15 protein-coding genes are annotated in these 16,206 nt (G+C 59.2%); 3 read left to right on the forward strand and 12 right to left on the reverse strand.

Annotated features, from left to right (window positions below; genetic code table 11):
- Nucleotides 1–207 precede the first annotated feature (207 nt).
- Entirely contained in the window at nt 208–855 is a 648-nt protein-coding gene (gene coq7 / locus FHW68_RS22180; RefSeq protein ID WP_008008345.1) for a 2-polyprenyl-3-methyl-6-methoxy-1,4-benzoquinone monooxygenase, read from the forward strand.
- Between the two features lie 173 nt (nt 856–1,028).
- Here the strand turns inward: coq7 and FHW68_RS22185 are convergent, their stop codons facing one another.
- Nucleotides 1,029–1,451 (reverse strand): OsmC family protein, encoded by a 423-nt coding sequence (locus FHW68_RS22185; RefSeq protein WP_007941657.1) that lies wholly within the window; start codon nt 1,449–1,451, stop codon nt 1,029–1,031.
- 252 nt (nt 1,452–1,703) lie between these two features.
- Between FHW68_RS22185 and crp the strand changes: the two genes are divergently transcribed.
- Nucleotides 1,704–2,348 carry a cAMP-activated global transcriptional regulator CRP gene (gene crp, locus FHW68_RS22190; RefSeq protein WP_095630811.1) on the forward strand — a complete coding sequence of 215 codons (645 nt, stop codon included), beginning with the start codon at nt 1,704–1,706 and terminating at the stop codon, nt 2,346–2,348.
- 69 nt (nt 2,349–2,417) lie between these two features.
- On the opposite strand, the gene FHW68_RS22195 is transcribed toward crp, so the two are convergent.
- The 4 genes from FHW68_RS22195 to FHW68_RS22210 form a co-directional block, all read right to left on the reverse strand.
- Nucleotides 2,418–3,119, reverse strand: a complete 702-nt coding sequence (locus FHW68_RS22195) for a lipoyl protein ligase domain-containing protein (protein WP_095630812.1) — start codon at nt 3,117–3,119, stop codon at nt 2,418–2,420.
- Between the two features lie 144 nt (nt 3,120–3,263).
- Nucleotides 3,264–4,100 (reverse strand): indole-3-glycerol phosphate synthase TrpC, encoded by an 837-nt coding sequence (trpC, locus tag FHW68_RS22200; RefSeq protein WP_183683125.1) that lies wholly within the window; start codon nt 4,098–4,100, stop codon nt 3,264–3,266.
- Nucleotides 4,097–5,146: an anthranilate phosphoribosyltransferase gene (trpD, locus tag FHW68_RS22205; protein ID WP_095630814.1), complete on the reverse strand. Its 1,050-nt coding sequence runs from the start codon at nt 5,144–5,146 to the stop codon at nt 4,097–4,099. Before trpD ends, trpC begins: the two co-directional genes overlap by 4 nt.
- Before the next feature lie 9 nt (nt 5,147–5,155).
- Nucleotides 5,156–5,749 (reverse strand): aminodeoxychorismate/anthranilate synthase component II, encoded by a 594-nt coding sequence (locus FHW68_RS22210; RefSeq protein WP_095630815.1) that lies wholly within the window; start codon nt 5,747–5,749, stop codon nt 5,156–5,158.
- A 409-nt stretch (nt 5,750–6,158) separates the two neighbouring features.
- Here FHW68_RS22210 and estP point away from each other — a divergent pair, with 409 nt between their 5' ends.
- Nucleotides 6,159–8,066, forward strand: a complete 1,908-nt coding sequence (gene estP / locus FHW68_RS22215; RefSeq protein ID WP_183683128.1) for an esterase EstP — start codon at nt 6,159–6,161, stop codon at nt 8,064–8,066.
- A gap of 231 nt (nt 8,067–8,297) precedes the next feature.
- Here estP and trpE read toward each other — a convergent pair whose 3' ends face one another.
- The 7 genes from trpE to FHW68_RS22250 form a co-directional block, all read right to left on the reverse strand.
- Entirely contained in the window at nt 8,298–9,779 is a 1,482-nt protein-coding gene (gene trpE / locus FHW68_RS22220; protein ID WP_183683131.1) for an anthranilate synthase component I, read from the reverse strand.
- 70 nt (nt 9,780–9,849) lie between these two features.
- A complete protein-coding gene (locus FHW68_RS22225) occupies nt 9,850–10,668 on the reverse strand; it encodes a phosphoglycolate phosphatase (protein WP_183683134.1) in 819 nt (272 codons plus the stop codon).
- Nucleotides 10,665–11,339 carry a ribulose-phosphate 3-epimerase gene (gene rpe, locus FHW68_RS22230; protein ID WP_095630819.1) on the reverse strand — a complete coding sequence of 225 codons (675 nt, stop codon included), beginning with the start codon at nt 11,337–11,339 and terminating at the stop codon, nt 10,665–10,667. The genes FHW68_RS22225 and rpe overlap by 4 nt, the downstream gene beginning before the upstream one ends.
- An 86-nt stretch (nt 11,340–11,425) precedes the next feature.
- The gene (locus FHW68_RS22235; protein WP_095630820.1) at nt 11,426–12,574 is read right to left on the reverse strand and encodes an iron-containing alcohol dehydrogenase; all 1,149 of its coding nucleotides are present in this window, start codon (nt 12,572–12,574) and stop codon (nt 11,426–11,428) included.
- Nucleotides 12,575–12,801: 227 nt separating this feature from the next.
- A complete protein-coding gene (locus FHW68_RS22240) occupies nt 12,802–13,626 on the reverse strand; it encodes an ABC transporter permease (RefSeq protein ID WP_095630821.1) in 825 nt (274 codons plus the stop codon).
- Between the two features lie 12 nt (nt 13,627–13,638).
- Complete coding sequence (locus FHW68_RS22245; protein WP_095630822.1) at nt 13,639–14,886, reverse strand: ABC transporter permease; 1,248 nt, start codon at nt 14,884–14,886, stop codon at nt 13,639–13,641.
- Nucleotides 14,887–15,157: 271 nt separating this feature from the next.
- Nucleotides 15,158–16,201, reverse strand: a complete 1,044-nt coding sequence (locus FHW68_RS22250) for an ABC transporter substrate-binding protein (RefSeq protein ID WP_095630823.1) — start codon at nt 16,199–16,201, stop codon at nt 15,158–15,160.
- Between the last annotated feature and the right edge of the window lie 5 nt (nt 16,202–16,206).

The following is a 16,206-nucleotide window of genomic DNA, read 5'->3' on the forward strand; positions in this document are numbered from 1 at the left end:
GCTACGTTGTTCATGGCAATGATCTCCGATGAGCCCCCGGTGAAAGCTTAGTGGGCGATCACAGGGGGGGAGGCGGGGGTAGCCATTTCATTAGGAAGGCTCCTACAAGGAAGGCTTGGTGGTGACACCAGTGGAAATGACCCAACGCAAACCCTCCCCCGGCCGATTGAGTTAAACTGGCCGCCGAGATTCTTCCCGGAGGTCAGCATGACTACCCAACGTCACTACTCGCCGATTGACCGTCTTCTACTGCAAGCCGATGCCGCGATGCGGACTTTGCTGCCCTTCAGTGGTCAGCCTTACCGTCCGTCGCCTGCCATCGTGCAGCCGGATGCGCAAATGAGCGACGAGGACACCCGACACGTCGCCGGGTTGATGCGCATCAACCATACCGGCGAAGTCTGTGCCCAGGCGCTGTATCAAGGCCAGGCCCTGACCGCCAAGCTGCCGAAAGTGCGCGCCGCCATGGAGCATGCCGCCGAAGAAGAAATCGATCATCTGGTGTGGTGCGAACAACGCATTCATCAATTGGGCAGCCACACCAGCATCCTCAATCCGCTGTTCTACGGCATGTCGTTCGGGATTGGCGCGGTCGCCGGGTTGATCAGCGACAAGGTCAGCCTGGGTTTCGTTGCTGCCACCGAGCACCAGGTCTGCAAACACCTGAATGAACACCTTGAGCAACTGCCGGCCGAGGATGAAAAATCCCGGGCGATTCTGGAGCAGATGCGTATCGATGAAGAGCATCATGCTGAAAGTGCGCTGGATGCCGGCGGATTTCGTTTTCCGGCACCGGTGAAATTCGGCATGAGTCTGTTGGCCAAGGTAATGACCAAGAGTACGTATCGGATCTAAGTATTGCAGCGCCCGCGACGTCCAATCGCGGGCAAGCCCGCTCCCACAGGAACCGCGTTTCGCAACAAAAAAGGCGACTACCTCGAGGTAGTCGCCTTTTTTTGTACTCGGAACTCTTGGTTCGGCATGTTGCGCGCGTAGAAAATCTGCCTCACCTGCGTCTGCACGTCGATTCAACCAAGCTCGATGATTTCATAGTCATGGGTAATCGCCACGCCAGCTGCGCCAAGCATGATCGAGGCCGAGCAATACTTTTCGGCCGACAACTCGATGGCGCGCTTGACCTGGGCTTCTTTCAGCCCGCGGCCCTTGACCACGAAGTGCATGTGAATCTTGGTGAAAACCTTCGGATCCTCGGTCGCACGCTCGGCTTCGAGGAAGGCTTCGCAGCTTTCGACGGCCTGACGGGACTTCTTGAGAATGCTGACCACATCAAAATTGCTGCAGCCGCCAACACCCAGCAGGAGCATTTCCATCGGCCGGACACCCAGGTTACGACCGCCGGCATCGGGCGGACCGTCCATGACCACGACATGACCGCTGCCGGATTCGCCGAGGAACATGGCTTCGCCAGCCCATTGGATGCGTGCCTTCATCGCCAAGACTCCACTGTCTAAAAAAGGGTCGCCAGCTTAGCACAGGGTCTTTGATTGGCAGCGCTTCGCCTTCCTGGGACATAACCATATGCGTCGTAGGCAAATTCTCGAATCTTGAAGGAATACGTCTGTTAAGCTGACGCCAATTCAATGGCGCATTGCCAGCTTTGTGGCGAATCCCGAAAGGATCGCAGGCCTGGCCAGCGCCTACAAAAGAACAAACACACCGTGCAGTCTTTTCGGGATACAACCATGGTTGCCATTACTCCCACACCCAAAATCAAGAACCTCGACAAACTGTTGATGCACTGCCAACGCCGTCGCTATGCCGCCAAGAGCAATATCATTTGTGCCGGTGACCGTTCGGACACGCTGTTTTTCATCATCAAAGGTTCGGTCACCATACTGATTGAGGATGACGACGGCCGTGAAATGATCATCGCCTACCTCAACTGTGGGGACTTTTTTGGCGAGTTGGGTCTGTTTGAGCAAGCGGGCCTGGAACAGGAGCGCAGCGCCTGGGTACGCGCCAAGGTCGAATGTGAAGTGGCGGAAATCAGCTACGCGAAATTCCGCGAGCTGTCCCAACAGGATCCAGACATTCTTTACGTGCTCAGCGGACAAATCGCACAGCGCCTGCGCAATACCACGCGCAAGGTCGGTGACCTGGCCTTCTTCGACGTGACCGGTCGCGTTGCACGCTGTCTGCTGGAACTGTGCAAACAGCCCGATGCCATGACTCACCCCGACGGCATGCAGATCAAAGTGACCCGTCAGGAAATCGGCCGGATTGTCGGTTGTTCCCGCGAGATGGTCGGCCGCGTGCTCAAAGACCTGGAAGAGCGCAACCTGGTCGACGTCAAAGGCAAGACCATGGTGGTCTTCGGTACGCGCTAATCCCGAAAATCAAGCTCTGGGTACTTAAGCTCCCAGAACTTTAGCTCCGAGAACTTTAGCACCGAGAACTTAAACCCCGAGCATTTCTGCCAGTAACTGTCGGTACAACATCTCCAGCCGTTCCAGCGCATCAGGAGCGGCGAATTTTTCGTGCAGGGCGATGTGGCTTTCAGCGCGAACCCGCGCCTCCAGGCCACAGGCTTCATTGAAGCGATTGACCGCCGCGACCATCGACTCTCGCTCGTTATCGATCAACATCGCCCCGTGCACCAGGCCGACCGGACGCTGACCGCCCTTGCTCTGGCGCCACCGCTGGGCGGTGCCAACCATCTTTCGGCCATCGAGGTTGACGTTGAAACGGCCGTCGCAGAACGCCCCCTCAATCTCGCCCAACGACGAAGTGCCACCCAGCTCATCGAGCAACTGACAGATTGGATCGCACAGCCGACGGTAGCCGGTTTCGATACGGTTCAAATCGCCTTCGCTGCGCGGCGGGGCATAAACCAGTGCGATGTTGAGGGTCGAGGCCGATTGCGGTACGGGCTCACCGCCGGTTTCGCGCAGCAATACCGGCCAGCCGGCGGCGGCGGAGACTTCGCAGGCGGCCTCGAATTGTGGCAGACGATTCAAGCGACGAGGCATGACCAATGCGCGGTCAGTGGGTTGCCAGAACAGCAAGCCGAATTCCGACTCACCGGTGCACACATGAGCCAGCAGATCCTGCTCGGCGAGCAGGCCGGCTTCAATGGTCAGGGGGATTGGTGAGGTCATAAGGTATTCCGTTGGACATGAAGTCTGTGGCGCTACTTATGCCGCCATCGCAAGCAGGCTCGCTGCCACCGGATCTCTGATTTGAGTAGATCTCTTGTGGGAGCGAGCCTGCTCGCGATGGCGTCGACTCAGTCTGCGTTGTAGTCAGTCGAGCGTAGAGCCGCTCACTGGAACGCCACGCTCGGGAAAGAACAGGCGCTGCAGTTCGGTACCCGGGTTTTCGGCGCGCATGAACGCTTCGCCGACCAGGAACGCATACACGTCGCTGATTTCCATCAGCTCGACATCGGCCCGGTTAAGAATGCCACTCTCGGTTATCACCAGACGATCACGCGGAATACGCGGCAACAGATCGAGGGTGGTTTCCAGATTGACTTCGAACGTGTGCAGATTGCGGTTGTTCACGCCCACCAGTGGTGTGTCGAGTGTCTTCAAGGCCCGCTCCAGCTCATCGCCGTCATGGACTTCCACCAGCACATCGAGACCGACGCTTTTGGCCACCGCCGCCAGCTCGGCCATTTTCACGTCATCCAGTGCGGAAACGATCAGCAGCACGCAGTCGGCCCCCAGAGCACGGGACTCGACGATCTGATACGGGTCGATCATGAAATCCTTGCGGATCACCGGCAGCTTGCATGCCGCCCGAGCCTGTTGCAGATACGCATCGGCGCCCTGAAAGTAATCGATGTCGGTGAGCACCGACAGGCAAGTCGCCCCGCCCTTCTCGTAACTTTTGGCGATGTCGGCGGGAACGAAGTTCTCGCGAATCACGCCTTTGCTTGGCGAAGCTTTCTTGATTTCCGCAATGACCGCCGGCTGTTTCGTTTTGGCCTGATCGATCAATGACTTGGCAAAGCCACGGGGTGCATCGGCCGCCTTGGCCAGATTTTCCAGCTCCGCCAGGCTCACACGGGCGCTACGCTCGGCGACTTCCTGAACTTTGCGGGCCAGAATATTTTCCAGAACCGTCGGCACACTCATCCCTCATTCTCCACTTTGAATACCGCGGTAAATGCACCCAATTCCTCAAGTTTTTCCCGAGCGAGGCCTGTGTGCAGCGCATCGTGCGCCAGGGCAACGCCTTCTTTCAAACTGCTGGCAACATCAGCGGCGTACAGCGCGGCACCGGCATTGAGCACGATCATCTCGGCGGCTTTCTGACCGTTTTCGGTCTTGCGCTTGCCCAAGGCATCGCGAATCAGCTCAAGGGAGGCCGCCGGACTTTCCACTGCCAGACCGTGCAGGCTCTGGCTCTTCATCCCCAAATCTTCGGGTTCGACCCAGTATTCGGTGATCTGGTCATTCTTCAATTCAGCCACAAAAGTCGGTGCTGCCAGACTGAACTCGTCCAGGCCATCCTTCGAATGCACCACCAGCACATGTTTGCTACCCAAGCGCTGCAAGACTTCGGCCAACGGCCGGCACAACGCCTGACTGAATACACCCACCACCTGATGTTTCACACCGGCCGGATTCGTAAGCGGGCCGAGCATGTTGAACAGCGTGCGCAAGCCCAGCTCGCGGCGCGGGCCGGCGGCGTGCTTCATGGCGCTGTGGTGAGTCTGGGCAAACATGAAACCGATGCCCACGTTGTCGATGCAACGCGCCACCTGAACCGGTGTCAGGTTCAGGTAGATCCCCGCCGCCTCAAGCAGGTCGGCGCTGCCGCTTTTGCCCGACACAGCACGGTTACCATGCTTGGCCACGGTGCAGCCGGCCGCCGCGACCACGAACGAGGAAGCGGTGGAGACGTTGAAAATGTTCGCACCGTCGCCGCCAGTGCCGACCACATCGACCACGCCATCAAGGGTGTTGAGTTCAACCTTGTCCGCCAACTCGCGCATCGCCGTCACGGCGCCGACGATCTCATCGATGCTTTCGCTCTTCATGCGCATGGCCATCATGAACGCACCGATCTGCGCATCCGTGCATTGACCCGTCATGATTTCGCGCATGACATCGCGCATTTCATCGGTACTGAGGTCGAGGTGGCCGACGATACGGCTCAGGGCTGTCTTGATATCCATGGAAAGTCCTTAGCGCGTGCCGCCGGTTTGTTTGAGGAAGTTGGCGAACAGCTCGTGGCCCTGTTCGGTGAGGATAGACTCTGGGTGGAACTGCACACCCTCGATGTTCAGCGTTTTGTGGCGCAGCCCCATGATTTCGTCGACCGAGCCGTCTTCGAGCCGGGTCCAGGCGGTCAGTTCCAGGCAATCGGGCAGGGTTTCACGCTTGACGATCAACGAGTGGTAGCGGGTGACTGTCAGCGGGCGATTCAGGCCTTCGAACACGCCCTTGTCCTCGTGGAATACCGGGCTAGTCTTACCATGCATGACTTGACGGGCACGAACCACATCGCCACCAAAGGCCTGGCCGATGGACTGGTGACCCAGGCAAACACCGAGAATCGGCAACTTGCCGGCGAAGTGCTTGATCGCTTCGATGGAAATACCGGCTTCGGTCGGTGTGCAAGGACCGGGCGACACGACGATACGCTCAGGCTTGAGGGCTTCGATGTCGGCTATGGTGAGTTCGTCGTTGCGCACGACTTTAACCTCGGCGCCCAACTCGCCAAGGTATTGCACAACGTTGTAAGTAAAAGAGTCGTAGTTATCGATCATCAGCAACATGGCGTTAAGAACCTCTTGAATTCACTGACTTTTAAGACGGCCTTCGAATGATTTACCCGCAGTGCGCTGCGCTTTGTCAGGTGCGGGAGCGGCGCCAGCAAAGCGGCATTTCATACAGGTAAAGAAGGCAAAGCGGTACAGGCCCGGCCAGGCCGGCAGAAAAGATTCAGGCGCGCCAACGCCAACGGGCGTGTGCCTTGATGACTTGATCCAGGAGTTTGCTGACGATCAACACGGGGAAGGTCTCATTCATACGTCTCGGCACAGTAACTTAGCTGGGCAGAGCGTGCAATATGGTCGGGGCGACAGGGCGCGAAACAAGCGAAGGGTTCGCGATAGATGGCAAAGGGCCGGAAGTTTTTGGTACTGTCGTTTCGTTTACAACAACAATAATTAAACGGACTTGCTCATGATCAAACAGACATTGCTTGTACCGCTCGCCGGATGCCTGCTCGCTGCTGCCTGTGCCCAGGCGATCGCCGCGCCCAACCCTTATTCGAATTTCGTGGTCTTCGGCGACAGCCTCAACGATGCCGGGCAGTTTACCGACACGGGCGGCCCTGCCGGGGCGACCCAGCGTTTTACCAACCGGACCGGGCCGGTCTACCTGGATGGCAGTGGTGAATTTCGCTCGCTGAACTCCACCCAACTATTGGGTGGACGTCTGGGGTTCTCAGCAGACCAGACCGCCGCCTCGACTTCGGCTGTGCGCGCCAATCAAGGGTTGGTGGATGGCAACAACTGGGCCGTGGGCGGTTACCGCACCGACCAGATTCTGGATTCGATCACTACCGAATCCGCCACGGGCGAACGCACCCGACCAGGCTATCTGCCGACGAATAATTTCCGCGCCGATCCGAATGCGCTGTATTACATCTCCGGGGGCGGCAACGATTTCCTTCAAGGCCGCGTACTCAATACCGCTCAGGCCAACACCGCGGCGAATCAACTGGCCGACAGCGTGCAGACTCTGCAAACCGCCGGCGCCAAATACATCGTGGTCTGGCTGCTGCCTGACCTTGGATTGACGCCCGCCGTCAATGGCACCCCGCTACAAGCCTCGATCTCGCAGCTCAGTACCGACTTCAATCAGCAGTTGGTCACACGCCTGGCGGGGATCAATGCCGAAATTATCCCGCTGAACATTCCACTGCTGTTGCAGGAAAGCTTCGCCGACCCGGCACGTTTCGGCCTCGCCACCGACCAGAACCTGACAGCCACCTGTTTTAGCGGCAGTGGTTGTACGCAGAACGCCGTGTATGGCATCAACAGTGCCACCCCGGATCCGAGCAAGCTGATTTATAACGACTCGGTTCATCCCACTGAAGCCGGGCAAAAGCTGATAGCCGACTACGCCTATTCCTTGCTGTCGGCGCCCTGGGAACTGACGCTGCTGCCGGAAATGGCCCACGCCACCTTACGCGCCCATCAGGATGAATTGCGTAGCCAGTGGCAATCCGATTGGGAGAACTGGCAGGCCGTTGGCCAATGGCGCGCGATTGTCGCCGGCGGTGGTCAGCATCTGGATTTCGATAGCCAAAGCAGCGGCGCCAGCGCCGATGGCAGCGGCTACAACCTGAATATCGGCGGCAGCTATCGCCTCAATGAAGCCTGGCGCGTGGGTGTGGCAGCAGGCTTCTATCGTCAGAACCTGGACGCCGGCAGTAACGATTCGGACTACAAACTCAATAGCTATCTGGCGACCGCCTTCGCCCAGTTCCAGCAGAATCGCTGGTGGGCCGATGCCGCATTGACCGGTGGCAAGCTGGACTACGACAACCTCGAACGCAAATTCGACCTGGGTGCGGGCGAAGGTGGGGAAAAGGGTGATACCGACGGCCATCTCTGGGCTTTCAGCACTCGTCTTGGCTATGACATTGCGCAACCGGGCAGCGAATGGCACCTGTCACCGTTCATCAGCGCCGATTACGCCGAAGTGGAAGTCGACGGCTATTCGGAAAACAGCACCCGCTCCACGGCCCTGACCTTTGATGATCAGACCCGAGATTCGAAACGCCTGGGTGTCGGCTTGCAAGGCAAATACAACTTCACTCCTCAGACCCAGGTATTTGGCGAATATGCCTATGAGCGGGAGTATGAAGATGACGTTCAGAAGGTAAACATGGCCCTCAATAGCCTGCCGGCCAATGACTTCACACTGGAAGGTTATACGCCGCAAAGTCACTTGAACCGCGTGAGCCTGGGGGTCAGCCATAAGTTGACCGCCGACCTGGCCCTGCGTGGCGGTTATACGTTCCGCAAGGATGATGACTTTACCCAACAGGGCATCAGCGTTGGGGTGGCGCTGGACTTCTGACCCAGGCACAAAAAACGCGGTGCCCTTAAAGGCGCCGCGTTTTTTATGGTGAGCACTTATTGTGGCGAGGGGGCTTGCCCCCGTTCGGCTGCGCAGCAGCCGCAAATCCAGGCGACTTGATCAGCCTGAAAGGGAAAAATGCGGGGGGCCGCTTCGCGACCCAACGGGGGCAAGCCCCCTCGCCACAGAAGCTCCCCCGCCACAAAGCCCGTTCCTACAGGTTTTGCGTACTCAGTTGTCTGGCGTCTGCTCGGCCAAGGCTACTGCGCGGAACATGGCGCGGCGCTTGTTCAGGGTTTCTTCCCATTCCAGGGCGGGCACCGAATCAGCGACGATGCCGCCACCGGCCTGTACGTGCAGTTCGCCGTTCTTGATTACTGCGGTGCGGATCGCAATCGCAGTGTCCATGTTGCCGTTCCAGGCGAAGTAACCGACCGCGCCGCCGTACACACCACGCTTGACCGGTTCCAGCTCGTCGATGATTTCCATCGCGCGAATCTTCGGCGCGCCAGACAAGGTGCCGGCCGGCAGGATCGCCCGCAGTGCGTCCATCGCCGTCAGGCCGGCCTTCAACTGACCGGTCACGTTGGACACGATGTGCATCACGTTGGAGTAACGCTCGATGACCATCTTCTCGGTCAGTTTCACCGAACCGATTTCGGAGACCCGACCGGTATCGTTGCGGCCAAGATCGATCAGCATCAAGTGCTCGGCGATTTCCTTGTCGTCCGACAGCAGGTCCTTTTCCAGCGCCACGTCAGCCTCTTCGTTGGCGCCTCGCGGACGGGTACCGGCAATCGGGCGCACGGTGATCAAGTTGTCTTCGACCCGCACCAATACTTCCGGCGAACTGCCGACCACGTGGAAGTCACCGAAGTTGAAGAAGTACATGTAAGGCGTCGGGTTGAAGCAGCGCAGCGCCCGGTACAGGTCGATAGGCGCAGCCTTGAAGTCGATCGACATGCGCTGGGACGGCACGACCTGCATGCAGTCACCGGCCAGGATGTACTCCTTGATGGTGTCGACGGCTTTTTCGTAATCGTTCTGGGTGAAGCTGGAGCGGAACACCGGGTCAGCCGATTGCTGTTTACTGAAGTCCAGGCCACGGCGCGGGGTGATCGGCTGACGGAGTTGTTCGAGCAGCGCTTGCAGACGCGCCTGACCTTGTTCGAAGGCGTCTTCCTGCGATGGATTGGCCAGGACGATCGCGTGCATTTTGCCGGCGAGGTTATCGAACACCACCACCGCGTCGGACACCATCAGCAGAATGTCCGGTACGCCCAGCGGATCCGGGTTCGGGCATTTGCCCAGACGCTTTTCCACATAGCGTACGCAGTCATAACCGAAATAGCCCACCAGACCGCCATTGAAGCGCGGCAGACCGGCGATGGTCGGCACGTTGTAGCGCGCCTTGAAGGTTTCGACGAAGGCCAATGGATCTTCAACGTCGTGGCTTTCAATCTCGACGCCGTCGTGGGTCACGCTGACGTGGTGATCATGAACCCGCAGCACGGTGCGGCACGGCAGGCCGATGATCGAATAACGGCCCCATTTCTCGCCGCCCTGCACCGACTCCAGCAGGTAGGAGTTGGGCTCGTCGGCCAGTTTCAGGTAGATCGACAACGGCGTGTCGAAGTCGGCCAGGGTTTCGCAGGCAAGCGGGATGCGGTTGTAGCCGGCAGCGGCCAAACGCAGGAATTCTTCGCGGATCATGAGGTGCCTCGTGGTTTGAGGGTCTAACGGTCAGGTGTGCAAACGCGCCGGTACGCCGGCCAGGAACCAGTCAGGCGCGCCAACGCCAGCGGGCCAGGGCCTTGATGACTTTCATCCAGAGTTTGCGAGTGACCACCACGATGGCGTTTCCAGGGGGGGATTGAACAGCGTCGGGCAACGTTATCTCAGCGGCCGGATCCAGGCAACCGGGAATTAGTTTGCGCAGATCATCGATCACCAGCGCCGGTGATTCTTCGGCGATTGGCCGACCATGGTTATAGCCGTAACTGAGGGCCACGCATTTGACCCCCGCCGCTTTCGCCGCCAGCACGTCACTGCGCGAGTCGCCGACGAACAACGATTGGGACGCTGGAATGTTGGCCATTTTCATCACGAAAAACAGCGCGGCCGGGTCGGGCTTCTTGTTCGGCAGGGTATCGCCACCGATGATCCATTTGAAGTAACGGCCGATCTTCATCTGATCCAGCAGCGGCGCGACGAAGCGTTCCGGCTTGTTGGTGATCAGCGCCATTTCGACGCCTTGTTTGTTCAGCCACTTGAGGGTGTCACGCACGCCGGGGTAAACCACCGTCAGTTGGTGACCGTCCTCATAAAAGCCGTTGAACAATTCCAGGGCATGCCCGGCTTCGACCTCATCGACACCCTCGCCATCGATGTGGTTGGCCAAGGCCCGGCGCACCAGCAGGTGCACGCCGTTGCCGACCCACTCCCGTACCGCTTCGATACCGGCAGGCTGACGCCCGAGTTTGAGCAGCATGTTATCCACGGCCGCCGCCAGGTCGGGGACCGAATCGACCAGCGTGCCATCCAGATCGAACATCACCAGCCGTGGCAGACGCCCGGGGAACAGCTGCTCAAACCCGCTCATGGGCGAGCCAGTGCCAGTTCGGCGCGCATTTTTTCAATCACTTCCTGATAGTTCGGCGCATTGAAGATCGCCGAGCCGGCCACGAACGTGTCGGCGCCCGCCGCCGCGATTTCGCGAATGTTATTCACATTCACACCACCGTCGATTTCCAGACGAATGTCACGCCCGGAAGCATCGATCAGCGCCCGCGCCTCACGCAGTTTGTCGAGGGTGCCGGGAATGAACTTCTGCCCGCCGAAGCCCGGGTTGACGCTCATCAGCAACACCATGTCGACCTTGTCCATCACGTACTTGAGCACGTCCAGCGGGGTCGCCGGGTTGAACACCAGGCCGGCCTTGCAGCCGCCTTCGCGGATCAGTTGCAGGGAACGGTCGACGTGCTGCGTGGCTTCCGGGTGGAAAGTAATGTAGGTCGCACCGGCTTCGATGAAGTCACCGACGATGCGGTCCACCGGGCTGACCATCAAGTGCGCATCGATCGGCGCGGTCACACCGTACTTGCGCAGCGCGGCACACACCATCGGGCCGATGGTCAGGTTGGGCACGTAATGATTGTCCATGACATCGAAGTGCACGAAGTCGGCGCCGGCGGCCAGGACGTTGTCCACTTCCTCGCCCAGGCGGGCAAAATCGGCGGAGAGAATCGACGGAGCAATGACGAAGGGCTGCATGACGCACCTTTTTTGAGCAGAATCACGATGGCGCGCATTGTATACCTCATGCTTTGACGCGCGCACCGTGCTGCGATGATTGGGTACTAATAGGCCGCTCGGTAGATCTTCTCGATATCGACGGCACTCAACTTGCGCGGATTGTTGCGCATCAGACGCTCGATGCCAGCGGCTTCCACAGCCATGGCCGGGATCGCGTCCTCTGGCACCCCGAAACTGCGCAGGCCCAACGGGATTTCCACCGCGGCGCACAGCTCGGTCATCGCCTCCACGGCTTTGTCCGCCGCTTCGTTGGCGCTCAGATGAGCGGTCTTCACCCCCATGGCCTCGGCAATATCTTGCATGCGCTCCACGCAAGCCATTTTGTTCCAGGTCATGACATACGGCAGCAGCAAGGCATTGCTGACGCCATGGGCAATGTTGAAACGCCCGCCCAAGGGATACGCCAACGCATGCACAGCGCCGACCCCGGCATTGCCGAACGCCATGCCGGCCATCAGGCTGGCGGTGGCCATGTCTTCGCGGGCTTGCAGATGGGAAGGATTGGCGTAGGCCTTGGGCAATGCTTGGGTAATCAGCTTGATCGCACCAATGGCCAAGGCATCAGTGATGGGCGAGGCATTGAGCGACAGGTAGGACTCGATGGCATGCACCAGCGCATCGATGCCACTGGCTGCGGTGACACTGCGCGGGCAGGTCAGGGTCATTTGCGGGCTGATCAGTGCGACATCCGGCAACAGGTAATCGCTGACAATACCTTTCTTCAATTGCGCGACCTTATCGGAGAGGATGGCCACGTTGGTCACTTCCGAACCGGTGCCGGCAGTGGTTGGGATGGCAATCAGTGGCGGGCCTTTGCGCGGCACCTGATCGACGCCGAACAAGTCCTCCAGGGCGCCGTGGTAACCGGCATAGGCTGCAACACTCTTGGCGATGTCGATGGCACTGCCGCCACCCAGACCAATCAATCCGTCATGCCCGCCTTCACGGTAAACCCGCATGCAATCTTCGACGATGGCGATTTCCGGATCCGGCAGCACCCGGTCGAAAATCTCGTAGCTGCGCTCGCCCAGCTGCGCCAGCGCCAGCTCTACCGTGCCGGACTTGACCAGTGCGACGTCGGTAACGATCAACGGGTTATCGATGTCCAGGCGTGTGAGTTCAGCCGCCAGTTGCTCGATGGCACCTGCGCCGGTGATCAGTTTATGGGCGATTTTGAAAGAGGAAAGACTCATGTGCGCAGCCTCTTATAGATAGGGGAGCTGGGCACAATAGTAGCTGGGGATTGGGGTTTGTCTGCTATTCAGTTGGCGAATGATCGAGGTGTTTCCGTAGGAGCTAGGCTTGCCCGCGAAGAACGATAACGCGTTCTTTCAATTCAACCGGGGCGTCCCCTTCGCGGGCAAGCCTCGCTCCTACAGAGATTGATCGTTCCCGGAGCGGGGGAACGATCATCTGGCCGTCAGACCTGCGCGGTACGCAGTTTTTCGCTGCGCCCACGCAGCCACTCCAGTGTCAGCAACAAGACCACCGAGAACGCAATCAGCAGCGTCGCGGCAGCGGCGATCGTCGGGCTGAGGTTTTCACGGATGCCGCTGAACATCTGCCGAGGCAAGGTCGCTTGTTCAGGACCGGCGAGGAACAGCGTCACCACCACTTCATCAAACGAGGTAGCGAAGGCAAACAGCGCACCGGAAATCACGCCCGGCGCAATCAACGGCAAGGTCACCCGCCGGAACGCGGTCAGCGGCGAAGCCCCAAGGCTGGCAGCGGCCCGCACCAGGTTCTGGTTGAACCCCTGCAAGGTTGCCGACACCGTGATGATCACAAAGGGTACGCCCAACACCGCATGCACCACGATCAGCGAGAAAAAGCTGTTGCCCAATCCCAGCGGCGCAAAGAACAGATAACTCGCCACACCAATGATGACCACCGGCACCACCATCGGCGAAATCACCAGCGCCATCACCAGCGGTTTACCCGGGAAATCACCCCGGGTCAGGCCGATCGCCGCCAACGTGCCAAAGATCATCGCCAGTACCGTCGCTGCGGGGGCCACGATCATGCTGTTCTTCAACGAACGCATCCATTCCGCCGAAGCAAAAAAATCCTCGTACCACTGCAACGAGAAGCCTTGCAGGGGATAGACCAGAAAGCTGCCGGAGTTGAACGACAGCGGAATGATCACCAGCACCGGCAGGATCAGGAACAACAGAATCAAGCCGCAGAGAATCCGCAAGCTGTAGAACCACACCCGTTCGATGGGCGACATGTAAGGACTCAGCATTTCGTTCTCCCCTTAGCTCAGACGCAGGCGACTGGCGCCCACCAGCCGGCTGTAAATCAGATAAAGCACCACGGTCGCCAGCAACAACAGCCCACCGAGCGCGGTCGCCATGCCCCAGTTGATGCTGGTGTTGGTGTAGAAGGCGACGAAATAACTGACCATCTGATCGTTCGGGCTGCCCAGCAACGCCGGGGTGATGTAGTAGCCGATGGCGAGGATGAACACCAACAGGCAACCGGCGCCGACACCGGCATAGGTTTGCGGGAAATACACCCGCCAGAAACTGGCGAACGGGTGGCAGCCGAGGGAAATTGCCGCGCGCATGTAAGTTGGCGAGATGCCTTTCATCACGCTGTAGATCGGCAGAATCATGAACGGCAGCAGGATGTGCACCATCGAGATATAAACGCCGGTGCGGTTGAACACCAGTTCCAGCGGCTTATCGATGATGCCCATGGCCATCAGCCCGCTGTTGATCAAACCGCCCGACTGCAACAACACGATCCATGCGGCGACCCGCACCAGAATCGAAGTCCAGAACGGCAACAGCACCAGAATCATCAACAGATTGCTTTGCCGCGATGGCAGGTTCGCCAACAGGTAGGCCAGTGGATAGGCCAGCACCAGGCAGATCACGGTGATGACCAGGCCCATCCAGAAGGTCCGGGCAAAGATATCGAGGTAGATCGCCTGATCAGGGGTGGCCGGGGCCAGCTCACCGAGGTCGTCGATACGATGATCGACAGCGGCCAGCAGGTAATAAGGCGTCACATTACTGGTATTGCGGCGTATGACCTGCCAATAGGCCGGATCGCCCCAACGCTCGTCCAGCGCTTCGAGCGCTTCCTTGTAGGATGTCGGCTCGGTGGCGAACGGCAAGGCGCGGGCGGTTTTGGTCAGCAGGCTGCGATAGCCGGCCAACTCCATGTTCAAGCGCTTGGACAAGTCACCCAAGGTCTGATTCTTGCGGGCTTCGGCGAGGTCTTCGCTGGCGGCCTTGTACACAGGCTCTGCCGGCAGGCCTCGGCCATCCCAACTGGCGATGGCTGCCACGGTGCGCGGCATGGCGCCGACCACTTCGGGGTTACCGACGCTTTTATAGAGCAGCGCCACGATCGGCACCAGGAACACCAGCAACAGAAACAACACCAACGGTGCGATCAAGGCTTGAGCTTTCCAGCGGTTGATCCGCTCGGCGTGCTTGAGCCGCTGCTTCAAGGTGGGGTCAGTGCCCGCGTTCACGGGAACGGCGATAGCCATGGCGTACTCCGAAAATCTTTGATCGTTACAGAGGCGACAAACGCCGCCTCGAACATTTGGTACTGATCGTTCCCACACTCTGCATCACAGGGACGCGGAGCGTCCCAGGCGGCATTCCCACGCAGAGCGTGGGAACGATCATCGCATCACCCCTGTAGGAGCGAGGCTTGCCCGCGAAGGCGGTGTGTCAGTCAACATTGATGTTGAATGTGCTGACGTCTTCGCGGGCAAGCCTCGCTCCTACAAGAGTGGGTAAGCCCACGGAGTGGTCTTACTTCGCAGCCCAGGAATTGAAACGCTGCTCCAGTTGCTCGCCGTTGTCAGCCCAGAAGCTGACGTCGATCTGCACCTGGTTGGCGATGTTTTCCGGGGTGGTCGGCATGTCTTTCAGGACATCCTTGGCCAGCAACGGCACAGCTTTGGTGTTGGCCGGGCCGTAGGCGATGTTTTCCGAGTAGGTCTTCTGTTGCTGCGGTTGCACGGTGAAGGCGATGAATTTCTTCGCTGCTTCAGCACGGGTCTTGTCCAGACCTTTTGGAATCGCCCACGCGTCGAAGTCGTAGATACCGCCGTTCCACACCACTTTCAGGTTGCTTTCTTTCTGTACCGCGGCGATCCGGCCGTTGTAGGCAGAGCTCATGACCACGTCACCGGAAGCGAGGTACTGCGGCGGTTGAGCGCCGGCTTCCCACCACTGAATGCTCGGCTTGAGCTCATCGAGCTTCTTGAACGCACGGTCCTGACCGTCCTTGCCGGCCAGTACTTTGTAGACGTCTTTCGGCGCAACACCATCGGCCATCAAGGCGAACTCGAGGGTGTACTTGGCGCCTTTACGCAGGCCACGTTTGCCCGGGAATGTCTTGGTGTCCCAGAAATCGGCCCAACTGGTCGGTGCGGTTTTCAGTTTGTCGGCGTTGTAGGCCAGCACGGTCGACCACACGAAGAAGCCCACACCGCACGGCTGGATAGCGCCTTTGACGTAGTCTTCGGTATTGCCGAACAGCGCAGGGTCGAGTTGCTCGAACATGTCTTCGTCGCAACCACGGGACAGTTCTGGCGATTCAACTTCCACCAGGTCCCAGGACACACTCTTGGTGTCGACCATGGCTTTGACCTTGGCCATTTCGCCGTTGTACTCGCCCGCCACGATCTTGCCGTTGCCCGCCGCTTCCCATGGTGCGTAGAAGGCTTTGACCTGCGCCGCCTTGTTCGCCCCGCCAAAGGACACCACGGTCAGGTCCGGGCCCGCCGCCATCGCGTGTGCCGCGCCGATCATGCCCATGACCAAAGCGGTGAATTTCAGGGATCTCAACATTTATT

This window comes from Pseudomonas sp. Tn43, assembly GCF_014192635.1.
GTDB lineage: Bacteria > Pseudomonadota > Gammaproteobacteria > Pseudomonadales > Pseudomonadaceae > Aquipseudomonas.

Bases quoted from the DNA above. Each gene is read 5' to 3' on its own strand.
- coq7 (WP_008008345.1), top strand. From the start codon at position 208: ATGACTACCCAACGTCACTACTCGCCGATTGACCGTCTTCTACTGCAA.
- FHW68_RS22185 (WP_007941657.1), bottom strand. From the start codon at position 1,451: ATGAAGGCACGCATCCAATGGGCTGGCGAAGCCATGTTCCTCGGCGAA.
- crp (WP_095630811.1), top strand. From the start codon at position 1,704: ATGGTTGCCATTACTCCCACACCCAAAATCAAGAACCTCGACAAACTG.
- FHW68_RS22195 (WP_095630812.1), bottom strand. From the start codon at position 3,119: ATGACCTCACCAATCCCCCTGACCATTGAAGCCGGCCTGCTCGCCGAG.
- trpC (WP_183683125.1), bottom strand. From the start codon at position 4,100: ATGAGTGTGCCGACGGTTCTGGAAAATATTCTGGCCCGCAAAGTTCAG.
- trpD (WP_095630814.1), bottom strand. From the start codon at position 5,146: ATGGATATCAAGACAGCCCTGAGCCGTATCGTCGGCCACCTCGACCTC.
- FHW68_RS22210 (WP_095630815.1), bottom strand. From the start codon at position 5,749: ATGTTGCTGATGATCGATAACTACGACTCTTTTACTTACAACGTTGTG.
- estP (WP_183683128.1), top strand. From the start codon at position 6,159: ATGATCAAACAGACATTGCTTGTACCGCTCGCCGGATGCCTGCTCGCT.
- trpE (WP_183683131.1), bottom strand. From the start codon at position 9,779: ATGATCCGCGAAGAATTCCTGCGTTTGGCCGCTGCCGGCTACAACCGC.
- FHW68_RS22225 (WP_183683134.1), bottom strand. From the start codon at position 10,668: ATGAGCGGGTTTGAGCAGCTGTTCCCCGGGCGTCTGCCACGGCTGGTG.
- rpe (WP_095630819.1), bottom strand. From the start codon at position 11,339: ATGCAGCCCTTCGTCATTGCTCCGTCGATTCTCTCCGCCGATTTTGCC.
- FHW68_RS22235 (WP_095630820.1), bottom strand. From the start codon at position 12,574: ATGAGTCTTTCCTCTTTCAAAATCGCCCATAAACTGATCACCGGCGCA.
- FHW68_RS22240 (WP_095630821.1), bottom strand. From the start codon at position 13,626: ATGCTGAGTCCTTACATGTCGCCCATCGAACGGGTGTGGTTCTACAGC.
- FHW68_RS22245 (WP_095630822.1), bottom strand. From the start codon at position 14,886: ATGGCTATCGCCGTTCCCGTGAACGCGGGCACTGACCCCACCTTGAAG.
- FHW68_RS22250 (WP_095630823.1), bottom strand. From the start codon at position 16,201: ATGTTGAGATCCCTGAAATTCACCGCTTTGGTCATGGGCATGATCGGC.